This window comes from Streptomyces sp. NPDC093149 (assembly GCF_044754145.1).
Classification (GTDB): Bacteria; Actinomycetota; Actinomycetes; order Streptomycetales; family Streptomycetaceae; genus Streptomyces.
Map to the genome: position 1 here is coordinate 119,588 of NZ_JBIVON010000002.1, position 18,339 is coordinate 137,926.

17 protein-coding genes and 1 tRNA gene are annotated in these 18,339 nt (G+C 69.7%); 8 read left to right on the forward strand and 10 right to left on the reverse strand.

Annotated elements, in window-relative coordinates; all coding sequences use genetic code 11:
• Positions 1–4: 4 nt before the first annotated feature.
• From ACIQCZ_RS07045 to ACIQCZ_RS07065, 5 genes are all read right to left on the reverse strand, one after another.
• Positions 5–577 carry a hypothetical protein gene (locus ACIQCZ_RS07045; protein ID WP_402280377.1) on the reverse strand — a complete coding sequence of 191 codons (573 nt, stop codon included), beginning with the start codon at positions 575–577 and terminating at the stop codon, positions 5–7.
• Positions 577–2,820, reverse strand: a complete 2,244-nt coding sequence (locus ACIQCZ_RS07050) for a DUF6571 family protein (RefSeq protein ID WP_402280379.1) — start codon at positions 2,818–2,820, stop codon at positions 577–579. Before ACIQCZ_RS07050 ends, ACIQCZ_RS07045 begins: the two co-directional genes overlap by 1 nt.
• A gap of 12 nt (positions 2,821–2,832) precedes the next feature.
• Positions 2,833–3,294 carry a hypothetical protein gene (locus ACIQCZ_RS07055; RefSeq protein WP_376270523.1) on the reverse strand — a complete coding sequence of 154 codons (462 nt, stop codon included), beginning with the start codon at positions 3,292–3,294 and terminating at the stop codon, positions 2,833–2,835.
• A gap of 35 nt (positions 3,295–3,329) precedes the next feature.
• Positions 3,330–3,596 carry a hypothetical protein gene (locus ACIQCZ_RS07060; protein WP_402280381.1) on the reverse strand — a complete coding sequence of 89 codons (267 nt, stop codon included), beginning with the start codon at positions 3,594–3,596 and terminating at the stop codon, positions 3,330–3,332.
• A 156-nt stretch (positions 3,597–3,752) separates the two neighbouring features.
• Positions 3,753–3,824: transfer RNA gene (locus tag ACIQCZ_RS07065), tRNA-Cys, on the reverse strand.
• 209 nt (positions 3,825–4,033) lie between these two features.
• On the opposite strand from ACIQCZ_RS07065, the gene ACIQCZ_RS07070 reads away from it, so the two are divergent.
• The 4 genes from ACIQCZ_RS07070 to ACIQCZ_RS07085 all read left to right on the forward strand — a co-directional run bounded on the left by ACIQCZ_RS07070 (position 4,034) and on the right by ACIQCZ_RS07085 (position 8,076).
• On the forward strand, positions 4,034–5,509 hold the full coding sequence (locus ACIQCZ_RS07070) for an MFS transporter (RefSeq protein ID WP_402280382.1): 1,476 nt from the start codon (positions 4,034–4,036) through the stop codon (positions 5,507–5,509).
• Between the two features lie 47 nt (positions 5,510–5,556).
• Entirely contained in the window at positions 5,557–5,757 is a 201-nt protein-coding gene (locus tag ACIQCZ_RS07075) for a ribbon-helix-helix protein, CopG family (RefSeq protein ID WP_026290595.1), read from the forward strand.
• A complete protein-coding gene (locus ACIQCZ_RS07080) occupies positions 5,754–6,143 on the forward strand; it encodes a type II toxin-antitoxin system death-on-curing family toxin (protein WP_402280384.1) in 390 nt (129 codons plus the stop codon). Before ACIQCZ_RS07075 ends, ACIQCZ_RS07080 begins: the two co-directional genes overlap by 4 nt.
• Before the next feature lie 151 nt (positions 6,144–6,294).
• Entirely contained in the window at positions 6,295–8,076 is a 1,782-nt protein-coding gene (locus tag ACIQCZ_RS07085; protein WP_402280386.1) for a DEAD/DEAH box helicase, read from the forward strand.
• 248 nt (positions 8,077–8,324) lie between these two features.
• On the opposite strand, the gene ACIQCZ_RS07090 is transcribed toward ACIQCZ_RS07085, so the two are convergent.
• Positions 8,325–8,873 carry a hypothetical protein gene (locus tag ACIQCZ_RS07090; protein ID WP_402280388.1) on the reverse strand — a complete coding sequence of 183 codons (549 nt, stop codon included), beginning with the start codon at positions 8,871–8,873 and terminating at the stop codon, positions 8,325–8,327.
• A 464-nt stretch (positions 8,874–9,337) separates the two neighbouring features.
• Here ACIQCZ_RS07090 and ACIQCZ_RS07095 point away from each other — a divergent pair, with 464 nt between their 5' ends.
• The 4 genes from ACIQCZ_RS07095 (at position 9,338) to ACIQCZ_RS07110 (ending at position 14,991) form a co-directional block, all read left to right on the forward strand.
• Entirely contained in the window at positions 9,338–10,954 is a 1,617-nt protein-coding gene (locus ACIQCZ_RS07095; RefSeq protein WP_402280389.1) for a hypothetical protein, read from the forward strand.
• Positions 10,955–11,222: 268 nt separating this feature from the next.
• On the forward strand, positions 11,223–13,157 hold the full coding sequence (locus tag ACIQCZ_RS07100) for a hypothetical protein (RefSeq protein WP_402280390.1): 1,935 nt from the start codon (positions 11,223–11,225) through the stop codon (positions 13,155–13,157).
• Between the two features lie 335 nt (positions 13,158–13,492).
• The gene (locus tag ACIQCZ_RS07105; protein ID WP_148838225.1) at positions 13,493–14,134 is read left to right on the forward strand and encodes an IclR family transcriptional regulator; all 642 of its coding nucleotides are present in this window, start codon (positions 13,493–13,495) and stop codon (positions 14,132–14,134) included.
• A gap of 68 nt (positions 14,135–14,202) precedes the next feature.
• A complete protein-coding gene (locus ACIQCZ_RS07110) occupies positions 14,203–14,991 on the forward strand; it encodes a S16 family serine protease (RefSeq protein ID WP_402280391.1) in 789 nt (262 codons plus the stop codon).
• Here the strand turns inward: ACIQCZ_RS07110 and ACIQCZ_RS07115 are convergent.
• The 4 genes from ACIQCZ_RS07115 to ACIQCZ_RS07130 all read right to left on the reverse strand — a co-directional run bounded on the left by ACIQCZ_RS07115 (position 14,930) and on the right by ACIQCZ_RS07130 (position 18,338).
• The gene (locus tag ACIQCZ_RS07115) at positions 14,930–16,312 is read right to left on the reverse strand and encodes an MFS transporter (RefSeq protein WP_402280392.1); all 1,383 of its coding nucleotides are present in this window, start codon (positions 16,310–16,312) and stop codon (positions 14,930–14,932) included. The two genes, ACIQCZ_RS07110 and ACIQCZ_RS07115, sit on opposite strands and share 62 nt — an antisense overlap.
• Complete coding sequence (locus ACIQCZ_RS07120; protein WP_402280394.1) at positions 16,309–16,506, reverse strand: hypothetical protein; 198 nt, start codon at positions 16,504–16,506, stop codon at positions 16,309–16,311. The genes ACIQCZ_RS07115 and ACIQCZ_RS07120 overlap by 4 nt, the downstream gene beginning before the upstream one ends.
• Positions 16,507–16,662: 156 nt before the next feature.
• Complete coding sequence (locus tag ACIQCZ_RS07125) at positions 16,663–17,271, reverse strand: helix-turn-helix domain-containing protein (protein WP_402280395.1); 609 nt, start codon at positions 17,269–17,271, stop codon at positions 16,663–16,665.
• Between the two features lie 86 nt (positions 17,272–17,357).
• Positions 17,358–18,338 carry a glycine betaine ABC transporter substrate-binding protein gene (locus ACIQCZ_RS07130; RefSeq protein ID WP_402280396.1) on the reverse strand — a complete coding sequence of 327 codons (981 nt, stop codon included), beginning with the start codon at positions 18,336–18,338 and terminating at the stop codon, positions 17,358–17,360.
• Between the last annotated feature and the right edge of the window lies 1 nt (position 18,339).

Below are 18,339 nucleotides of genomic sequence, written 5' to 3' on the forward strand. Positions count from 1 at the left end.
GGTCCTACGCCTCGCAGTCGTACTGCTTGGCCAGGTTGTCCACCGCCTCCAGGATGATCGTGCGGGATGCCTTGGTCAGTGCATTGTCGTTCCAGTTCTGCGCCGCGACGACACCGGGGGCGACCTTCAGGACGACGGTGACGTACGAGGCGCCCGTCCGCATCTCCTTGGGGCACGCGGCGGGGAGTTGGACCTCGCTCTGCCGGGGGCCCACCCAGCCGGAGCGGCCTCCAGCGAGGCGGGTGGCACCCTCTGCGGGGGCGTTGAGCAGGTTGGTGGCCTGGACGTCGAGTGTGTACTGACCACGGTAGGTCGTGTTCTCGCCTGTCTTGCGTCCGACGAAGCAGATGGTGGAGAACACCGGGTCTCCCTTCGACCCTTCCGGCTCGTACTCGTCCGCCATCAGCTCACCGCCCTTGCGGTCGTCGAGCCCGCCCGCGGTCTGCTCGGTGAGCATGCCCAGGCACAGATTCTGGGCCCGCAGGTCCTTCAGTTCGCTGGGCCACAGCTGGACGGCAGCCATGACGGCCGCCGCGACCACCAGGACGACAGGCAGAACGAGGTACTTCTTGTCCATCAGTAGCGCTCGCCCATCTTCATGTCGGCGTCCTTGATTCCGTTCTGGTACCACTGCTCGGCAATCGGCTGGAGACCGTCCTCGTACTCGCCGGGGCTCGCATCCAGCTCCGTCTTCTCGAGCCCGCGCGCCCTCGCCATCTTGCGCAGCATGGCGTACATCTCTTTCTGGCCCTCGTCGTAATGGCTGATCATGTTGTTGCGGGTGGCGGCGTCGACCTTGACGTTCTCCTCGTTCATGTACGCGTTAGTGCCCGCGTCCACCGCGCGCTGGACCGCGTCCCCGAGGATCGGGATGGGGGTCAGCGCCCCGCCGTAGAGGTGGTAATTGACCATCTTCTGCCAGGCGTTGGCGTCCTTCTTCGCCTGGCCCAGGTCGTAGATGACGTCGCCGCGCACGCCGTCGAGGTGGCCGAGCACGGTCGAGGACTGCCTGACCCAGGCATGCAGCTCACGGTCTTCCTTGCGGAAGGAGTCCGCCGGAAAGCGATCCAGCCCGTCGGCGATCACGACGGTCTGCGACGTGTGGATGGCCTTGAAGGCGTTTGGGTCCTCGGCTGTGGAGCGGATGATCCGGGTGAGGTCGCCCCGGTCGATCTCGAGGTTGTTGAAGTCGGTCGGCCCGTCCATGTTCTTGCCGAGGATCTGGTGCACGTCGGAGCCGTAGTCGGCGATCATGTCGGCCATCGGCAGGCGCATGGAGACGGGGACGGCGCTCTGGTCCTTCTTGAGCGCCTCCGTGTACTCGCCCATCACACGCTCGAAGATCGCGGTCTCGGCGCCGTCGTGGTGAGCGGGCACCGGGTGCAGCGGTGAACCGGGCACGCGGCCGGTGGCCGCGGACTCGAGCGCGAGGCCGAGTTCGGCGCGGGCCGAGGTGTACTGGGTCTCTGTCGGCATCTTGCTCTCGACGTCGCCACCGGGCCACTCCCGGTCTTCCAGGAAGTACTTGAGGTTGTCGGTGGTGTTCGGGTCGAAGTAGTGGGTGGCGGCGGACGGGTTGCGGCTCATCGCGTTCAGCAGACCCTTCATCGGGTCTTCCTGCGTGCCCTGCCAGTTCTTCATGACGCCGTCGTACGCGTCCTTGTCGTTGGTCTCCCACTCCCGGATGGAGTCGCCGACCTCGGTCAGGAATGCCTCGCTGTAGACCGGATCGCCCTCGTCCTTCTTCCAGGGCGAGGACCCCTTCTTGTTGGGGTCGTACACGGCGTCGTCGCCGGCGTCGGCGGCCATCAGGTGAGTGAGAGCGTTCCAGCCCGCGGCCCCTCCCTTGAGCGCCCCGGGGTGCTGGGCGGGCAGGCCGTTGCCGTCGCGGGCCGTGGCGATGAGCCGGTCGGTCCAGGCGGAGGTGATGCCGCCGGGCGAGCCGATCGGGGAGTCGGGGCCGGTGGCGGTGGCGAGGCTGCCGGACAGGGCCTTGTAGAGACGGGCGTCCGTGGCGGAAACCTGGCCGTCGCGGCCACCGCCTTCCAGGCTGCCGGCGAGCAGCAGCACCGCCTCCTGGTCCTTGCGGCCGTTGTAGTCGAGGTTCTGCATGAGCTCGGCGGCGAACGCCGGCGAGTCCTTCCCGCCTTCGGCGAGCGTGAGGAGCCGCTCGCGCTCCTTGTCGTCGAGGTACTCCCATCGACTGTAGAGCTTGGCGGCCTCGCGGCCGTTCTCCGCCTGCTGCTTCTCCTCGGCGCGCATCTTCTTCGCGTCGGCGACACCACCGAGGTCGGTGCTGCCGAAGTCGTTGGGATGGTTCCGGATCAGCGCGCGCAGGCCCCAGGCGCAGAGTTCGTCGGCCTCGTTGGCGCGCTTCAGGATGCCTTCGAGCTTGCTGCGCAGCGCGTCGAACTGCGCTTCGGTCGCGATGGGTTCGGTGCTGTCCTTGGACCGGCGGTCGGGGTGGACGCGGTGGCTGAGGACGCCGTCGGGATAGATGGTGATGCCCGGCGGCGGGTTGTCGTAGGCGTCCTTGAGGTCGTCATGCGCGGACTTGAGGAGGGCGTGGGCGTCCTTGAGGAGGTCGCGTACGGACTCGGCCTCGGTGACGGCGTCGCTGAACTCCTTGGCGGTCTTGGTGACGAACTCCTGGGTGACGGTGGCGTTCTCGCCCTTCCAGGTGGACTTGTCGGCCTTGGTCTTCATGGCCTTCGCGTCGGTCTGGAGATCCGTCAACTTCTTGATCATCTCGGTCCACTGGGTGGCCGCGGTGTCGAGAGGGCCGAGCCTGACGTTGAGGAGCTGCTCGAAGGTGGGCATGAGGACGGCTCCTTACCGGAAGTACTTGTCGATCTGGGAGACGGGCACGGCCCCGTCGGCGCCGGGGGCGACGGGTCCGACGATGCGCAACTGCGCCCCGATCCGCTCGTCTTCGGCCTTGTTCGAGGACTTCGTGTAGTCGAGGTGGTTGGAGATGTGCGCGCATGCCTGGAGGAGAGTCTTCACCTGCGTCTCCCAGGTCCGGTTCACCTCACTGAGCGCCGCGCCGCTGTCGAAGCCGTCGCCCTTCAGGCTCGTGCCGGCGGTCTCGCTCGCCGCGCTCGCGTGCTTGCCGCCCGATTCGAGGCCGTTGAAGAGCCCGTAGGCGGCGTGGCCGATGTCCCCCAGCTCGTCATCCACGACCACGTAGTCGGCCGATCCCTTCGCCGGCGTCGAGCCACCGGTGCTGCCGGCCTGGTTCAGCCTCATGGCGACGGCGGCCTTCTCCGCGCCCCACTCGTCTTCGAACGACATCGTCGACACCCCCGTGTCCTTGATCGGAAACCTGCTCAGCCCGCCACGCTACCCACGTGATCAACGGTCCACCACAGGCGATCGATCATAAGTGCGGGTTCCTCACGTGCGAGCGCGTCGATCTCGGCGGCCCGGAGCAGGCGGGCGAGTACGGTCGTCCCCTGCCGTTCCCCGTCGCTCCACCCGGTGTCGACACTGTCTACGTACCGCAGACCACCCTGCTGCTGCCGCTCGCCCACGAGAACCGCGCCGGGGAAGCCGACCAGCGGACCGCGGTCGGGCACCCGACCGACGGCGACCACGTCGACGACGCGTATGTTGCGGATCTTGATCCACGCGTGGGAAATGGATGCCGGGCTCGTGGACAGGGGCGAGCCGTTTCACGTTCTGGTCCCTGCCCGGGGCACGGCAAAGCCGCCCTCCCCGGAACTTCCCCGGGGAGGGCGGCTTCGTCTGCGAGGCCGTGACCGGATTCGAACCGGTGTAACTCGAGTTGCAGTCGAGCCCCTGAACCACTCGGGCACACGGCCGTGTGTTCCTCGTCGTGGTTCGACCGTAGGGGCGGGTGTTCTCGGTGCTCAAGAGTGCGGGGCGGGTCGCAATGCGACTGCCACACCGCGTTCACGATCGGGTTCTGCCGCCGCCCGCCCGGCACGTCGCGGTCCTACGACCAACGGACGAGCGGCGGACCGTCTCGCGACAGGGTCCATATGAGATCTTGCCCCTTACTCTTGGGCTCATGAGTGCCCTGGAACCACGAGACGCCGGTACCGATACCGGCACCGCCGTCCCCGCGGCAATACCGACCCCACCCGTCGAATCCGAAAGCGTGCTCGGTCGCACCTATCGGGCGCTCAGTGTCGGCATCGTCTCCGTCGTGTTCCTGATCGCGTTCGAGGCGACGGCCGTGGGGACCGCGATGCCGGTCGCCGCCCGTGAGCTGCACGGCATTCCGCTCTACGCGTTCGCGTTCTCCGCGTACTTCACCACCAGCCTGTTCGCCATGGTGCTCTCCGGGCAGTGGGCGGACCGGCGTGGGCCGCTGGCGCCGCTCGCCACCGGGATCAGCGCGTTCGGGGCGGGGCTGCTGCTGTCGGGCACGGCGGGCAGCATGTGGATGTTCATCGTCGGACGGGCCGTCCAGGGGCTCGGTGGCGGGTTGGTGATCGTGGCGTTGTACGTGGTGATCAGCCGGGCCTATCCGGAGCATCTGCGGCCGTCCATCATGGCCGCGTTCGCCGCGAGCTGGGTGATCCCGTCCGTCGTCGGGCCGCTCGCCGCCGGGAGCGTGACCGAGCACCTGGGGTGGCGGTGGGTCTTCATCGGCATCCCTGTGCTCGTGGTGTTCCCGCTGGCGCTCGCGCTGCCCGCGATCCGGCGGCGGGCGTCGGGACCGGCCGATCCCGCGGCACCCGTCGAGCCGTACGACCGGCGCCGCATCGTGCTCGCGCTCGGGATCTCGGTGGGGGCGGGGCTGCTCCAGTACGCGGGGCAGGAGCGGAACTGGTTCGCGCTGCTGCCGGTCGTGGTGGGTGTCGCCCTGCTCGTTCCCGCCGTGCGGGGGCTGCTGCCCCCGGGTACGGGCCGGGCGGCGCGTGGGCTGCCGTCGGTGGTGCTGCTGCGCGGGGTGGCGGCCGGGTCGTTCATCGCCGCCGAGTCGTTCGTACCGCTGATGCTGGTGACCGAGCGCGGACTGAGCCCGACCCTGGCGGGGCTCTCGCTCGCGGCCGGGGGCGGGACCTGGGCGCTCGGGTCGTACGTGCAGTCCCGGCCGCGCCTGGAGCCGTACCGGGAACGTCTGATGGTGGGCGGCATGGTGCTGGTCGCCGCGGCGATCGCGGCGGCGCCGTCGGTGCTGATCGACGCGGTGCCGGTCTGGACCGTGGCCGTGGCCTGGGCCTTCGGGTGCTTCGGCATGGGCATGGTGATCGCATCGACGAGCGTGCTGCTGCTGAAGCTCTCGGCGCCGGAGGAGGCGGGGGCGAACTCGGCCGCCCTTCAGATCTCCGACGGGCTGTCCAACGTCCTGTTGCTGGCCGCGGGCGGGGCGGCCTTCGCCGCACTCGGCGGCGGGACGGTGGGGGCGGTGCACGAGGCCGTGGAGGCGGGGGCCTCCGGATCCCACCCGGGGGCGTTCGCGGTGGTCTTCCTGCCGATGGCGGGGGTGGCGCTGGTGGGGGCGTGGGTGGCGGGGCGGGTGCGGGCAAAGGCTTAGGCGCCGCTTGGTACCACTCTGGCCCCATTCGGCGGTACCGTTTTGGTATGGCTATGAACCTGCGTCTTCGTGACGACCAGACCGAGGCCCTCAAGCAGCGAGCGGAGCAGGAGGGGACCAGCATGCACGCCATACTGCTGCAGGCCGTGGACGACTACCTGGCCAGGACGGCTCAGCAGGCCATCGTCCGCAAGACGGCCAAGGAGCAGGCGGCCAAGTGGAGCGAGCTCATGGAGCGGCTCAAGTGACCTGTGTCTACCTGACCTCCGAGGACATCCTCGTCATCGCCGAGCATGCCTGCGCGGACATGCACGTTGTCGTGCGCGACGCCGGGCTCCTCGAATCGGCGGCCCACCGTCCTGCCGCGGCCATGTTCGGCGAGGAGGCATACCCGGATCCGATCGACAAAGCCGCCGCGCTCCTGCAGTCCTTGGTGATCAACCGTCCGTTCTTCGACGGCAACAAACGCACGGCCTGGCTGTCGTGCGTGACGTTCCTCGCGATGAACGGGATCGATCTGCGCCCGGACATCGATGCCGCGGAACGCCTGGTCATCGCGGTGGCCACAGGGGAAATGGACGAGGTGAAAGTCATCTCTCAGGGGCTGCGCGAGCTGGTCGTCGACGACGTGTGACAGCCATCGCAATTCCCTGCGGGGCGGCGTAGTTCGAGGCGGTTCACGCAGCGCCCCCCGGTAAGGTGGCCCGGTTGTCGTATCGCGTACGTGCCCGTCCCGGTCCGTACGGACAGCGCCCCACGTACCCGAGAGACCCGAACCGGAGACCGTGACTACTACCGCCTCCCACCACCTCTCACCCGCCTTCCCCGGCCGCGCCCCCTGGGGCACGGCCGGCAAGCTGCGAGCCTGGCAGCAGGGCGCCATGGAGAAGTACATCCAGGAGCAGCCGCGCGACTTCCTCGCGGTCGCCACCCCCGGCGCGGGGAAGACCACCTTCGCGCTGACCCTCGCGTCATGGCTGCTGCACCACCACGTCGTGCAGCAGGTCACCGTCGTCGCGCCGACCGAGCACCTGAAGAAGCAGTGGGCCGAGGCAGCGGCCCGGATAGGGATCAAGCTCGACCCCGACTACAGTGCGGGCCCGCTGAGCAAGGAGTACGACGGCGTCGCGGTCACCTACGCGGGTGTCGGCGTCCGCCCGATGCTGCACCGCAACAGGTGCGAGCAGCGCAAGACCCTCGTGATCCTCGACGAGATCCACCACGCCGGTGACTCGAAGTCCTGGGGCGAGGCGTGCCAGGAGGCGTTCGACCCGGCCACCCGGCGGCTCGCGCTCACCGGTACGCCGTTCCGGTCCGACACCAATCCGATCCCCTTCGTCTTGTACGAGGAGGGCAACGACGGCATTCGGCGCTCCTCGGCCGACTACACGTACGGCTACGGCAACGCGCTCGCCGACGGCGTCGTCCGGCCCGTGATCTTCCTCAGCTACAGCGGCAACATGCGCTGGCGCACCAAGGCCGGTGACGAGATCGCCGCCCGGCTCGGCGAGCCGATGACCAAGGACGCCATCGGGCAGGCCTGGCGTACCGCGCTCTCGCCCACCGGGGACTGGATCCCCAATGTGCTGAGCGCCGCCGACAAACGGCTGACCGAGGTGCGCAAGGGCATCCCCGACGCCGGTGGGCTCGTCATCGCCACCGACCAGGAGTCGGCGCGCGCGTACGCCAAGATCCTGAAGCAGGTCACCGGCGAGAAGGCCACCGTGGTCCTCTCCGACGAGAAGGCCGCGTCGAAGAGGATTGACCAGTTCAGCCAGGACGATTCGCGCTGGATGGTAGCGGTCCGCATGGTGTCGGAGGGCGTCGACGTGCCGCGTCTCGCCGTGGGCGTGTACGCGACCACCATCTCCACGCCGCTCTTCTTCGCGCAGGCCGTTGGGCGTTTCGTGCGCTCGCGCAGGCGCGGCGAGACCGCTTCCGTCTTCGTGCCGACCATCCCGATGCTCCTCGACTTCGCGAACGAGATGGAGGTCGAACGGGACCACGTCCTCGACAAGCCCAAGAACGGCAGCGACGAGGAGAACCCGTTCGCGGAGGAGGACAAGCTCCTCGCCGACGCCGAGAAGCTGGAGGACGAGGAGACCGAGGACCAGCTGCCCTTCGAGGCCCTCGAATCCGACGCGGTCTTCGACCGGGTGCTCTACGACGGTGCCGAATTCGGCATGCAGGCGCATCCCGGGAGCGAGGAGGAGCAGGACTACCTGGGGATTCCGGGGCTGCTGGAGCCCGACCAGGTGCAGCTGCTGCTCCAGAAGCGGCAGACCCGTCAGATCGCCCACAGCCGTCAGAAGCCGGCCGGGGAAGCCGATCTGCTGGAGAAGCCGGCCGAGGCGCGACCGGTGGTCACCCACAAGCAGCTGCTGGGGCTGCGCAAGCAGCTCAACACGATGGTGTCGGCGTACACGCACCAGAGCGGCAAGCCGCACGGTGTGATCCACACCGAGCTGCGCCGGGTCTGCGGCGGGCCGCCGAGCGCGGAGGCCACGGCCGGGCAGATCCAGCAGCGGATCGAGAAGGTGCAGGAGTGGGCCACCCGTATGAGGTGAGTCCGCTCCCGTGAAGTGCCGGCCCGGGGCGGGGACAGCGGTCCTCGCCCCGGGCCGGCGTCGTTCGTGCGGACCTGGTGCGGATCGGGTGAGGGTCGGGCCCGGTCGACGCCGGGCGGGCGGACGTACGGCCCGTTGACGGGCGGATGCCGGACGGACCGGTATCGGACGGACCGGTACCGGGCGGTCACCGGAATCCCGGGCGGTCAAAGGGATCCCGGGTGGTTACCGGAATCCCGGGCCGACGGCTACCAGGTGAAGGGCGCGGACTGGCTGACCGTGGCCACACACGGAACCGTGGCCGACGTCGGGGACGAGGCCACGATCTGCAAGGACCAGTTCGTGGCGCTCGGCGGGCCGGACAGCACCACGGAGTCGGTGCGGTCACCCGCCGCCAGGGTGCCGGAGGTGAGCTTGAGCGGTCCCAGGGTGATCGGGTTGGGGCTGATCATGCCGGGGTTGGTCTTACCGGAGAACTGCACCTGACTGGTGACGCCGCCCGAGGTCTTGGTGAGCTTGAGCGTCGTCGTGATGCTGTTCGGGTCGGCGCTGGTGCCCGGAGGCATCGTGATCGCCATGGAGTTGATCTTGATGGTCTTGGTCGTGCCCGAGTCGACGGCGGTCAGGGTGGCGAGACCGCTGCCCCAGGTTCCGCAGTCGTACGTGGCCGTCGCGGTCGACGGGGTCACCGCCTGGGCGGTCGGCGCCAGGGCGAGCGCGCCGGCCACGGAACAGGCCGCGGCCAGCACCAGCGGGAGGTGTCTTCGGTTCGGCGAACGCAATGAAGGGACTGACATGACGGGGGGAACTCCTTCCGGTTGAATTCCGCAGATTCGCAGGATTCGGCTCAATCCTCGGTGTGCGATCTTCTTGCGGATCTGTGTGCCGGGCCCGGCATGTCGGGTGCAGTGAAACGGTGATCTTCAGAGATGTCAAGAGATGCCAACAGGTGCACTTAAAGTGCCCGTGGAAATGCTTTTCGGGCATTTCAGATAAGGCCGACCGGCAAATGGGGGGTGGGAGAAGGAGCAGGGCTGGGTGCGTGCAGCTGCAAGGCGGAGGAGGGAGGCAACGCGGAGCGTTGTTGACTGACGACAACGCCGCAGATGTGCGTGCCCGGCCCCGCGACGCCGCCCCCCATTTGCCGGTCGGCCTAAGGATCAGTCAATTCTCTCTTGACTTCTCCGCACGCGACCTCCTCAATGTGCGCAATCAATGGGCCATGGAGGGGTGTCTGGTGATTCGACGACGAAGACCTGGCGTGACCGGTCTGCTCGCTGCCTGCTTCGTACTGTCCCTGAGCTGCGTCGGGGCCACCGCCCAGGCCGCTCCACCGCCCGCGCCGCAGGCCGCCGGTACGGTCGCCCCGACCGTCCACTGCACCCTGCCCGCCGGTCAGGGCGAGGCCACCGGGCCCCAGCAGATGACCGTCGAACTGTCACCCGCGGTCGTCGCTCCGGGCGGCAAGGTGCACGCGAAGGTCACGCTCGGCCCGTCCCCCGCCACCAGCGCTCTCGCGCTGGACGACGTGCCGACCATCCCCAGTCTCGACCTCGCCATGTCCGGCGGGGCCACCGGCACCGTCACCGTGCGGGGCGCCGAGTTCACGATGGACATCCCGGCCGGCACGCCCATCGAACTCCCGCCGTACGAGGGGGACTTCCTGGTTCCGGCGGACGCCTCCGGCGAGATCTCCTTCGCCCCGGTCCGTACGCTGACACAGACGAAGGTGCTCGGTTCGGTCTTCGAGACACCCTGCGACGTGGTCGACGGGGGCGGCTCCGTCGGCACCGTCACGGTGGAGGGCACCGGCTCCGAGCCCGCGCACCTGACCGCTCCCGCCGACCCCGTACGTCCCAACACCGCCGTGACACTGGGTGGTTCGGGATGGACGCCGGGCGGTGCGCCCGTTCCGTCGCTCTGCGCGGTGGGCGGTGGCGGCTGCGACCCGCTGAAGTTCAAGGGCCACACCCTCACCGTCGACAGCTACGGAACGCTGCACGGCACGGCCACCCTCGCGGAGGCCGGGGCGGTGCCGGACGGCGCGTACGAGGTGAAGGTCAACGACGGTACGAAGGAGGCCACCGCTCCCCTCACGGTCAGGGCCGTCGCGGCCGGCGACCGCGAGATCTCGTTGTCGCGAAGCAGCGGACCGGTCGGCAGCGTGATCACGGTCAGCGGCAAGAACTACAACCCGGACCGCTGGATCAATGTCATCGGTCTCGACGCGACGGGCACCGGGATCGACGACAGCGCGGTCTACGTCAAGAGCGGCCCGGACGGCACCTTCGCCGTCGAGTTCACCGTGATCTCCGACGCCGTCGTCGCCGTCCAGGCCGACGAGGGCAATGATCCGGCGACCGTACGGACCGCCCCGTTCACCGTCTCCACGGGCGGGGGAGGGGGTGGCGGCAGCGCCGACCAGCGGCTGAACACCTCGGTCCGGGCCGGGACATTGTCCATGGTCCAGGACGGCGACACCGTCGACTTCGGCACGACGGTCCTGGGCACCGGCAGCGGTGTGCAGCGCTCCCGGCTCAACCGGGTCGAGGTGGAGGATGCCCGAGGCGTCAACAGCGGCTGGTCCCTCACCGCCACCCTCACCGGCTTCACCAGCGCCGACGGGGGCACCATCCCGGCGGACGCCGTCCGGTGGACACCCAGATGCACGGCGCAGAACGGAAGCGTGGGAGTGCCGGTGGCCGGCTCGCCCGCCGCACTCGGGAGCGAGGCGGCGAGCCTCTGCCGGATGAACCCGGACGGATCCCGCCCGTTCACGGGCGGCCGGTTCGACGCCGATGCCGATCTCACTCTGACGGTGCCCGGATTCACCCGGCCCGGAGATTACAGCGCCACCCTGACACTCACTCTTCTCTGAGATCCGTCACCGTCGGGGAAACCAGAGAAGCCAGAGAAGCCGGAGAAGCCAGAGAAGCCAGAGAAGTCAGGGAAAGTACCGGAGACGCCCGCCTGCTCCGTATCGCAATGGAGCAGGCGGGCGCCGCCATTTCGAATTCGAAGGATTTCCGCAGTCGCGAAGGAGCCGCATGTCCGTACGGCCGAGATCGAGAAGACCAGAAAGACCGGGAAGACGAGGAGGGCCGGGCGCGGTATTACGTCGTGCCGTCGCGCTCACCGCGGGGACCGTGCTCGTCTGGACCGGTGGGACCGTCGTACTCGCCCCCGCCGCCCACGCGGGTACGGTCACCCCGACCGTCCACTGCTCCCTGCCCGCCGGTCAGGGCGAGGCCACCGGGCCGCAGCAGATGAGCGTCGACCTCTCGCCGGCCATCGTCGACCCCGGCGGCAAGGTCCACGCCAAGGTCACCCTCGGACCGTCGCCCGCGACCAGCGGGCTCAGCCTGAGCAATGTGCCCACCACCCCCAGCATCGACTTCGCGATGTCGGGCGGCGCGACCGGCACGGTCACCGTCACCGGACCCCAGATCAACCTCGACATCCCGTCCGGGAAGCCCATAGAGATCCCTCCGTACGAAGGGGACTTCATCATCCCGGCCGACGCGAGCGGGCCGATCTCCTTCACCCCGGTGCGCAATCTGACGCGTACGAAAGTGCTCGGCTCCACCTATGAGACCCCGTGCGACGTGGTCGGCGGGGGCGGCTCCATCGGTACCGTGACCGCCGAGGGAACCGCGGGACATCCGGCCACCCTGACCGCGCCCGCCACCGCCGTCCGGCCGTCCACGGCCGTCGCCCTGACCGGCAGCCTGTGGACCGTCGGCGCCACCCCCGTACCGTCGCTGTGCTCGGCGGACGGCGGTGGCTGCGACACCGGCAAGTTCGTCTCCAGCACCCTGGCGATCAGCGGCTCGGGGGAGCTGACCGGAAGCGCGGTCCTCGCCCCCGCGGGCGCGGTGCCGGACGGCTCGTACCTGGTGAAGGTCGGCGACGGTACGAAGGAGGCGACCGCGCCCCTGACCGTCAAGGCGTACGTCCCCGGCGGGCCCCGGGCCATCGCGCTCTCCCGCGCCGGCGCTCCGGTCGGCAGCGTCGTCCGGGTCACCGGCAGCAACTACTTCCAGGACCGCTGGATCAACACCGTCGGCCTGGACGCGAGCGGGGCCACACTCGACGACACCGCCGTCTATGTGAAGAGCGCCCCCGACGGCACGTTCGGCGTCGACTTCACCGTCTCCGACCCGGCCATCGCCGCGATCCAGGTCGACGAGGGCAACGATCCGGCCACCGTGCTGACCACGCCGTTCACCGTGACCGACGCCTCCGCGACGCTCTCCGCGGGCGCGGCGAAGGTCAAACCCGGCGGGACGATCACCCTCTCCGGCGGTGACTGGCCCACCGGCACCACACCCGTCGCCGCACTCTGCGCCGCCGACGGCAGCGGCTGCGACAGCGCGCGGATCAGTGGCTCCACCCTCCGGATCAGCGCCGACGGAACGCTCGCCGGTACGGTCACCGTGGCCGGATCCACCCCGCGCGCCGTGTACGCGCTCCAGGTCACCGCCGCAGGAGCGCAGGCGGTCACCCCGCTGACCGTGGCCCCGTCCTTCGTCGTCCTCACCCCGTCGGCCGGCCCGAAGGGCACCGCCGCCACCGTCCTCGGTCAGGGCTTCGCCCCGGTCGCCACCGTGTCCATCGTCGGCCTGCGGGCCGACGGATCACAGACGTCCGACCCGGCGAGGACCAAGGTGGTCGGACTGGACGGGGCGTTCTCGCAGACCTTCACGGTCAACGCCACCGACACCGTCGCGATCCGGGTCCGGGAGGTCCTCGTCAACCCCCGTACCGAGACGGCGGCGTTCACCGTGCAGGACGGGAGCGTGCCCGCCGGGCCGGCCTTCGCGCTCTCGCCGCCCGAGGGGCCGGTCGGCACGGCGGTCCAGGTGACCGGGCGGGGCTTCGCCCCCGTCGCCACGGTCTCGGTGACCGGCCGCACCGCGGACGGGAAGCAGACATCGGACTCCTACGTCACCCGGGTCATCGGACTGGACGGCACCTTCGCTCTCAACTTCACCGTCCGCGACCCGGCGACGAAGGCGATCAGGGCCTGCGAGGTGCTGGTGAACGGAAAAATTGTGCAACAGTCGTTCACGGTGAGCTAACGACCGTTCACGTCCGGTGCACGAAGCGTCGCCGGGACGTCGGCCGACCTGGACGCGCGTAGACGCCCAGGATTCGGCCGACGCCCCGCTGACCGGCCCTTATGCTTCTTCAAGCCAACTCCCCTTCCGCTGACGCCCGGATTCTGGACGAGGTCTTCCGCTGAGCGGACTGGCTCGCTACTGTCCCCAAAAATGAACGCCCCGTGGCAACGCCGCCGCGGAGCGCAGCCGGTGCCTTGGCCAGGCCGGCGGCCTCTCCGTGCGCAGCCGCTGGGACCGGCGGCGCACCTTCCGTGGGACCAGCCGCCGCCGCTCACCAAAGAGGAGAGGGCGTCGTGACCGCGGAAACCTCCCAGACGCTCGACCGGGGACTGAGGGTCCTCAAACTGCTCGCCGACACCGACCACGGCCTGACCGTCACCGAGTTGTCCAACAGACTCGGCGTCAACCGAACAGTGGTCTACCGTCTGCTCGCCACCCTGGAACAACACGCACTGGTGCGCCGCGATCTGGGCGGCCGGGCCAGAGTGGGTCTCGGTGTGCTGCGCCTGGGCCGCCAGGTGCATCCGCTCGTCCGGGAGGCCGCGCTCCCCGCGCTGCGCTCCCTCGCCGAGGACATCGGCGCCACCGCCCATCTCACGCTGGTCGACGGCAGCGACGCGCTGGCGGTCGCGGTCGTCGAGCCGACCTGGACCGACTATCACGTGGCCTACCGGGCCGGCTTCCGCCACCCGCTGGACCGGGGCGCCGCGGGCCGGGCGATACTCGCCGCCCGCCAGAAGCCGGTGGGGGAGACGGCCTTCACCCTCACCCACGGTGAACTGGAAGCCGGGGCGAGCGGGGCCGCGGCCGCGCTGGTGGGGGTGACGGGGGTCGAGGGCAGCGTGGGTGTGGTGATGCTCGCCGACTCCGTACCCGAACGGGTCGGCCCCCGTGTGGTGGACGCGGCCCGCGAGGTGGCGGACGCGCTCAGGTAGGGCCTTCGGCGGGTGCGGCCCGCGCCACCCGGCCCGCGCGCGGTCGCCCCGGCGGTTAGATTGGGCGGGTGCTCACTCGTCTCTCGCGCTCCCGCACCCTCGCCCTGTGCGCCCTGCCCGTCCTCGCCCTGTTCGGTGTGGCGGCCTTCGCGCCGCTGCCGTTCACGCTGGCGCAGCCCGGCACGACCGCGAACGTGCTCGGGAACGATCACGGCACACCGGTGATCAGCATCAAGGGCGCGCCCACCCGCCCCACCAAGGGCGAGCTGCGGATGACGACGATCGTCGCGACCGGGCCCACCGCCGACGTCGGCATCGGCGATGTGATCGACAGCTGGTTCCGTACGGACCGTGCGGTGCTGCCCCGTGACTCCGTCTACCCGACCGGCGGCTCCGAGAAGGAGATCGAGAAGCACAACCTCGAAGACATGAGGAAGTCGCAGAACTCCGCCGTCGACGCTGCCCTGAACTACCTCGGCAAGCCCAAGGGCTCGGTCGACGTCACCCTGCACCTCGCCGATGTGGGCGGCCCGAGCGCGGGACTGTTCTTCGCGCTCGGCATCGTCGACAAGCTCGCGGGCGACGGCTCCGGCGGCGATCTCACCGGTGGCCGCACCATCGCGGGCACCGGCACGATCCAGGCGAACGGCGAGGTCGGAGCGGTCGGCGGGGTGTCGCTGAAGACTCAGGCCGCGCACCGCGACGGCGCGACCGTCTTCCTCGTCCCGAAGGCCGAATGCACCGAGGCGGGGGCCGAGCTTCCCAAGGGGCTCCGGCTGATCCCGGTCACGACCCTCAAGAACGCGGTGTCCTCGCTCCGGGCGCTGGAGCAGGGCCACAAGGTACCGAGCTGCTGACCTCGGCGGCCGGTGACGGTACGGCGGCGTCCACCGCTCCCACCGCCCCGGACCCCGGCCTCTCCTCGGCCCCGGACCCCGCCTCGTCCATCGTGCGCCACACCGGGAACACCACCGGGCTCAGCGTCGCCAGCAGATACCCCCCGCCCATCGCCAGCAGCGCGCCCCGTGCACCCGTGCTCTCCACCAGCAGGCCCGCCACGAGACCGCCCACCGGCATGGCGAGTTCGCCGCCCGCCGTGAGGACTCCGGAGACCCGGCTGCGCAGCTCGTCGGGCACGCTTCCGTAGATCACCGTCGTCAGGACCGGGTTCAGCACCCCGCCCGCGATGCCGCTCAGCGCCATGGTCACGGCGAGCGGCAGCGTCGTACCGGTCAGCGCCGCGACGGCGTACCTGGGCGCACCGCACAACAGCACGCACACCGTGAACACGGCCCGCCGCGAGAAGCGGTCGCCGAACCATCCGTACAGCAGCGCCCCGGTCAGTCCACCGGCGCCGAAGAGCGCGGTGAGCAGCCCGATGTCCCGGGCACCGCCCAGTTCGGCGGAGGCGTGCACCGGCAGCAGGACGGCGTTCCAGCCCTGATCCGTGCCGTTCATGAACATGACCATCACCACGACCGCCAGCAGCAGCCGGTTGCTCAGCAAGTAGGCGTATCCCTCGCGCAGTTCGGTGCGGTACGCGCGCAGCGACACGGGTGCTGCGGCCTTGCGGGGTTCGGCCGCCCGCACTCCGCGCACCCCGAACGCGATCAGCAGCGCGGACGTCAGAAACGTCGCGGCGTCCAGCAGCAGCACGGTCTCCGCGCCGACCAGCGCGATCAGCATGCCGGCCAGCGCCGCGCCGACCATCCGGGCGCCGCGTGAGACGGCGTCGAAGAGGCTGGCGGCACGTGCGAGGGTGGTGCCGGCGTGTTCGGCGAGATCCGGCACGAGGACGTAGCGCGCCGTGTTGCCCGGGGTGTGCAGGAGCCCGCTGACGGCCATCAGCGCGCACAGCGTCCAGAACGCCAGGGCGTCCGCGTAGTACAGCAGCGGGATGGCGGCGACGGCGAGGCCGCACACCAGGTCGGAGGCGACGGAGACCCGGCGGCGTCCGATCCGGTCGATGACGGGTCCGCCGATCAGCGCGGAGACGACGATCGGCAGCGTCGCGCAGAAGGCTACGACACCGGCCCGCCCCGCACTGCCCGTGGTCTCCAGGACGAACCACGGCACCCCGATGAGCGTGAGTGAAGTACCGGCCGTGGAGATGGAGTTGGCGGACAGTACGGCGATGAGCGGGATGCGGTCGCGCCTGCGGTCCCCCCGGCCGCTCATGCCGTACCGGGCGCGATGGAGGGGTGGTCGGGGCTGCGGGGCATGATGCGCAGCCCCGACTCCACGAGGAGCCATCCCAGCCGGGCGCGCAGCGAGGCGCGCGGATCAGCCGGGACGAGATCGAAATCCGTTGCCCGCTGCCGTAGTTCGGCGGAGCGCTGGTCGTGCAGCAGCAGATGCGTGTCGGAGTGCATGGCGGTGTCCTTCCGGTCGGAGGGGCTCGTTCCTCGGTGACTTCGTCGCACGGCCGGCTCGGTGCCCGGTGGCTTCCCGCACGGCCGGCGGCGTCGCACGGTGGACCCGTCCGCCGGACGGGTCCACCGCTCTTCGGGCCGTGCTCGGTGGGTTCGTTACTCGGCGGGGCGAGGGAAGAGGTGCACGTGGCTGCGGACGGTGGCCGAGCCCTCCGTACCCTCCGGCACCCGGTCCTCATAGCTCGCGATGAGATCGTGGATCTTTCCGATCAGCTCCCTGGAGAGATCGGGGGTGAGGCGCACCTTGAAGTCGCTGGCGTCCCAGCCGTGCAGCCACTCCTCGGGCCATTCGTGCATCGTGCCGAGCCAGGTGTTCAGTTCCTGGGCGTGTGCGGTGGCGATCTCGTGGAGTACGACGCCGACCGCGCCGCGCACCTCGGGATCCGGGTGGCTCAGGAATCGGTCGCTGTTGAAGGCGGTGCCCGTGTGGACGGCCCGCCACCAGCGTTCGCGGCCCTTGCCGCGCTCGGGGTCGTCCTCGACGAAGCCGTACGTCGCCAACTGCCTGAGGTGGTAGCTGGTGGCGCCGCTGGACTCGCCCAGTCGGTCCGCGAGTCCGGAGGCGGTGGCGGGGCCGAACTCGCGGAGCGCGCTCAGCAGGCGCAGTCGCAGGGGGTGGGCGAGTGCGCGCAGGGTGCGGGCGTCGACCGTGTGGACATTCTGGCCGACGACGGCGCTCTCGCCGTCGTTCTCTGTTGCGGGCATGGTTCAACCGTAGAGTTGCAAAACTCTCTTTGCAACGGTTTTTTTGCAGAGATTTCTTTGCACCCTGCCCTCGGGGCCGTGACGGCTCACCCCTTCTTGATGAACCCCTCCTGGATCAGCCACTCCTTCGCCACGTCGTGCGGGTCCTGGCCGTCGACGTCCACCTTGGCGTTGAGCACCTGGGCGACCTCCGTCGTCAGCTTCCTGCTGACCGGGTCGAGCAGCCCCGCGATCTGCGGGTACTTCTCGAAGGTCTTGCTGTGGACGACCGGCGCCGCGTTGTAGTTGGGGAAGAAGTGCTTGTCGTCCACGAGCACTTCGAGGTCCATGGCCTTGATCCGGCCGTCCGTGGTGAACACCTCGCCCAGCAGGCAGGAGTTGGACTTCGAGACCTGGGTGTAGATGATCCCGGCGTCCATCTTCTTGATGTTGGCGGCCGGGAGACTCATCCCGTACGCCTTCTCCATGCCCGGCAGCCCGTCGTCGCGCGAGGCGAACTCGTTCTCCACACAGATCGTCACCGCCGACGGGTTCTTCCCGGCGAGCGCGGCGACGTCGGAGAGCGTCCTCAGGTGGTACTTCGCGTTGTTCTTCCGGCTGATGGCGAGCGCGTAGGTGTTGTTGAGGGTGGATGGCGGCAGCCAGGTCACGCCGTTGTGCCGGTCCTCGTCACGGACCGCCTCCCACTGCTTCAGCGGGTCGGCGATCGGCTTCGCGTGGCCCAGGTAGGTGATCCAGCCGGTGCCCGTGTATTCGTACATGGCGTCCGCCCCGCCCTTGACGATCGCCTCGCGCGCGCTGATCGACCCGGGCAGGTTCGTCCGGTCCAGGACCTCCGCCCCGGCGGCCTTGAAGACCAGGCCGATCATCTGGCCCAGGACGATGTTCTCGCTGAAGTTCTTCGAGGTGACGGTCAGCGAGGCGCCGGACAGCGGCCTGCCCCGGCCGACGGAGCCGGGCACCACGTCGTCCACCATCGGCGAACCGCTCTTCAGTCCGCACCCGGAGAGCAGCAGTGCCAGGGCGAGCACCCCCACGAGCCCGGCACGCACCTTTCGCGGGCCCATC

Excerpts from the sequence above, each read along its gene's own strand:
- ACIQCZ_RS07045 (WP_402280377.1), bottom strand. The coding sequence starts at position 577 with ATGGACAAGAAGTACCTCGTTCTGCCTGTCGTCCTGGTGGTCGCGGCG.
- ACIQCZ_RS07050 (WP_402280379.1), bottom strand. The coding sequence starts at position 2,820 with ATGCCCACCTTCGAGCAGCTCCTCAACGTCAGGCTCGGCCCTCTCGAC.
- ACIQCZ_RS07055 (WP_376270523.1), bottom strand. The coding sequence starts at position 3,294 with ATGTCGTTCGAAGACGAGTGGGGCGCGGAGAAGGCCGCCGTCGCCATG.
- ACIQCZ_RS07070 (WP_402280382.1), top strand. The coding sequence starts at position 4,034 with ATGAGTGCCCTGGAACCACGAGACGCCGGTACCGATACCGGCACCGCC.
- ACIQCZ_RS07075 (WP_026290595.1), top strand. The coding sequence starts at position 5,557 with ATGGCTATGAACCTGCGTCTTCGTGACGACCAGACCGAGGCCCTCAAG.
- ACIQCZ_RS07090 (WP_402280388.1), bottom strand. The coding sequence starts at position 8,873 with ATGTCAGTCCCTTCATTGCGTTCGCCGAACCGAAGACACCTCCCGCTG.
- ACIQCZ_RS07115 (WP_402280392.1), bottom strand. The coding sequence starts at position 16,312 with ATGAGCGGCCGGGGGGACCGCAGGCGCGACCGCATCCCGCTCATCGCC.
- ACIQCZ_RS07120 (WP_402280394.1), bottom strand. The coding sequence starts at position 16,506 with ATGCACTCCGACACGCATCTGCTGCTGCACGACCAGCGCTCCGCCGAA.
- ACIQCZ_RS07125 (WP_402280395.1), bottom strand. The coding sequence starts at position 17,271 with ATGCCCGCAACAGAGAACGACGGCGAGAGCGCCGTCGTCGGCCAGAAT.
- ACIQCZ_RS07130 (WP_402280396.1), bottom strand. The coding sequence starts at position 18,338 with ATGGGCCCGCGAAAGGTGCGTGCCGGGCTCGTGGGGGTGCTCGCCCTG.